The organism is Clostridium sp. (assembly GCF_021443865.1).
Taxonomy (GTDB): Bacteria; Bacillota; Clostridia; order Clostridiales; family Clostridiaceae; genus Clostridium.
In genome coordinates this window covers 1-3,460 of sequence record NZ_JABUTB010000079.1, presented here as the reverse complement: position 1 = coordinate 3,460, position 3,460 = coordinate 1, and the positions used below count along the sequence as shown (strand labels likewise).

Here is a 3,460-nt window from a genome sequence, read left to right as displayed (position 1 = left end):
CATATTTAAGATAAATATTCTAAAGCTAAATTAAAATATAATATCTTTTATAATATACAAAAATATAGGAGCTACATTTAAAAAAAGAAGCTCCTATAATTAATTATTTATTATTTAATTTATTTATTATTATATTTTTCGCCTTAAGCTCTAATTCATCATCAAGTTTCTCTAATTTAACATCACCATATTTGTGGCTAAGTGCAATATTTAAGAATCTATCAGCAAGTTCAGGATTCTTAGATAGAAGAGAACCATGGAAGTAGCTACAATAAGTATTCTTATAAATACAACCTTCATAACCATCTTCACCATTATTACCATAACCATGAAGGCATTTGCCTAAAGGCTTTAATCCATTAATATAGGTTCTTCCTGAATGATTTTCAAATCCAACATAGGTTTCATTAAATTCTTCGTTATATATTACAGTATTACCAATAAAACGAGTATCTCCGCCTTCAGTATATATATCTAAAATACCTAATCCTTGGATTTTTTCACCGTTTGGCGCCATATAGTAGTTTCCTAGAAGTTGATAACCACCACAAATAGCAATAACTAACTTTCCGTCTTCAATATATTTTTCAAGAGAAGGCTTTTTTATAGTTTTTAAATCATCTGATACTATAGATTGTTCAAAATCTTGACCTCCACCAAAAAATAGTATATCAGTATTTTCTGAATCAAATTCATCATTTAATGATATATTTATTAAGTTTACCTTTATTCCTCTTTCTTCAGCCCTATGTTTAAGTATTAATATATTTCCAACATCTCCATATACGTTAAGTAAGTCAGGATAAAGATGACAGATATTTAACTCCATATATAGACCTCCTTTCTTACCAAAGCTTTTTAATATAGCCTTTTGAGTATAAGTGTTTTCTATAATTAATCATAGCAGTATAAGTAGCTAAAATATAAATTTTATTATCTTTACTAGCTTTAATTTTTTCTGTTAATGAATCAAAGTTTTCTTCTATAATAAATTTATCTTTATTTAATCCAGCAATTTTAAGTCTTACTGCCATATCATAACATCTAATACCAGAAATAAATATTTCATCTATATTTAAATCATGAAGTTTTTCGAAATCAACATCCCAAATCCAAGAAACATCAGTACCATCCGCATAATTATCATTTAAAAGAAAAGCTGCAGAAAAATTATCTCTATTTAGGCAAAGAGTATCTAGTGCTTGATTATAGCCAGCAGGATTCTTAACTAATATAATTTTAACTTCTTTTCCTTCTATATTTAAGGATTCTTGTCTACCAAAACTTGAATCTTGGTTTTGTAGTGAGTTTTGAATAGACTCATTATTTATTCCAAGTTCTTTAGCAATAGCATAAGCACATAATGCGTTATAAATATTGTATACACCTGATTGACTTATATTTACCACTAAATCGTTAATTCTAACATTAGAACTATCAGGAGTTAGTTCTAATATTTCATTTACAGCATATTTAAGCTCAGCTCTTTTAAAGCCACAGCCTGTACAGTAAAAGTCTCCTAAATGGTTATATGTAATATGGTTATACTCATAAGGAGATTTACAAAACTTACAGAATTTTGCATCTGCATTAATATCGATATTTTTATTATCATTTATTCTTGCATTAAAACCATAAAATACAGTTTTATTAGGAAGTTTTAAATCACCTAAAAGCGATTCATCACCATTTAGAACTAGAGTAGTATTTGGAGAAAGATTAATTCCTTCTAATATTTTAGAAAGAGTAGTATATACTTCGCCATATCTATCTAATTGATCTCTAAAAAGGTTTGTTACTGTAATTATTTCAGGAGAAATATATTCAGTAATGTATTTTAAATTCGCTTCATCTACTTCAATTATTGCATAAGCATCTTTAGTTTCACTAAAGAACTTGTAATTATCAATAAAAGTTGTTACTATTCCAGGAAATAGGTTAGCTCCAGTATTATTTGTAATTACTTTTTTTCCACTCATCTTTACAATGTTGTAGATCATGCTAGTAGTAGTAGTTTTACCGTTAGTTCCTGTAACTAAAACTACTTTGTAGCCCTTTGATACTTTTTTTAGTATATTACTATCTATTTTTAAGGCCACTTTTCCAGGGAAGGTAGTTCCCCCTTTTAGTATTGTTTTTGTAAGAAAAATTGTTAATTTTGAAGCTATAATGCTTATTGTAGATTTAATACTAATCTTATTCACCGCCTTATAATATTTATTCATATTATTTACAATAATATAAATATATAATCATGTTAAAGTAAAATTTAAATTTACAAAGAATAGTATAACATAACTTTAAATACTTAAAAATAATGATATAATAAGATTTTATTAATATTTTATATTAAAGAGGAGTATAATTTTGAATAAGTATGTATTTAAGAATAGTGAAGGAAAGTCTATAGTGTATTATAAGTGGGGAAGTAATAAAAATCCTAAGGGAATAATTCAATTAGTACATGGAATGTCCGAGTGGATAGGAAGATATGATTATTTAGCAGAAAGATTAATTGAAGAAGGCTATTTAGTTTATGGGCATGATCACTGTGGACATGGACATAGTAGTGAAAATACTGATAGACTTGGATATATAAGTAATAAAAATAGTTTTTATTTAATGCTTGAAGATATAAAAAAAGTAAACAGTATAATTAGAGAAGAAAATAAAGACCTACCAATAATATTATTTGGTCATAGTATGGGTTCATTTTTAAGTCAGAGATATTTAGAAGAGTATGGAGAAACAATTGATGGATTAATTTTATCTGGATCTAATGGAAAACCAAAATACTTTACTAAGTTAGGGTTATTAGTATGTAGAATGGAAATGTTAATAAAAGGAAAGGGTTATAGAAGTAATCTTATGGATAAACTTTCCTTTGGAGGATTTAATAATAGTGTAAAAAATCCAAAAACAGCTTTTGACTGGCTATGTAGTGATGAAAAGGAAGTAGATAAATATATTAGGCATGAATTTTCTGGCTTTGTATATCCAACAGAATTTTATTTTGATTTAATCAATGGACTTTGGGATATTCATAAAGAAGAGAATCTTAGTAAAATAAAGAAATTAAATATACCAATATATATTTTTTCAGGAGATAAGGATCCAGTTGGATACATGGGAAAAGGAATAATTAATTTATATAATACTTACAATAGCATTGGAGTAAAGGACTTAAGCTATAAGTTATACAAGGATGGAAGACATGAAATGTTAAATGAAGTAAATAAAGATGAAGTTATAAAAGATATAGTATCTTGGATTAATAAACATATATTGTAATACGTGCTTTGGAGCTATTTATTTAGCTCCTTTTTAATATAGAAAAATATATTTATTTACAATATGTTACAATTATATTCACATATAAAAGAAATTGATGTAAAATTATGTGGTAATAATGTTTAGTGAGGGAAAAAACATGAATTATTATAATTTTAAAGAAAAAATT

General features: G+C 26.1%; 3 protein-coding genes. 1 reads left to right on the top strand and 2 read right to left on the bottom strand.

The genetic code is table 11. From position 1 onward, the window contains the following. Window positions 1–103 precede the first annotated feature (103 nt). Complete coding sequence (locus HUJ77_RS12425) at window positions 104–829, bottom strand: type 1 glutamine amidotransferase (RefSeq protein WP_291709090.1); 726 nt, start codon at window positions 827–829, stop codon at window positions 104–106. 16 nt (window positions 830–845) lie between these two features. Then, complete coding sequence (locus HUJ77_RS12420) at window positions 846–2,204, bottom strand: Mur ligase family protein (RefSeq protein ID WP_291709088.1); 1,359 nt, start codon at window positions 2,202–2,204, stop codon at window positions 846–848. Window positions 2,205–2,364: 160 nt separating this feature from the next. Here HUJ77_RS12420 and HUJ77_RS12415 point away from each other — a divergent pair, with 160 nt between their 5' ends. Next, window positions 2,365–3,291 carry an alpha/beta hydrolase gene (locus tag HUJ77_RS12415; protein WP_291709106.1) on the top strand — a complete coding sequence of 309 codons (927 nt, stop codon included), beginning with the start codon at window positions 2,365–2,367 and terminating at the stop codon, window positions 3,289–3,291. Window positions 3,292–3,460 lie beyond the last annotated feature (169 nt).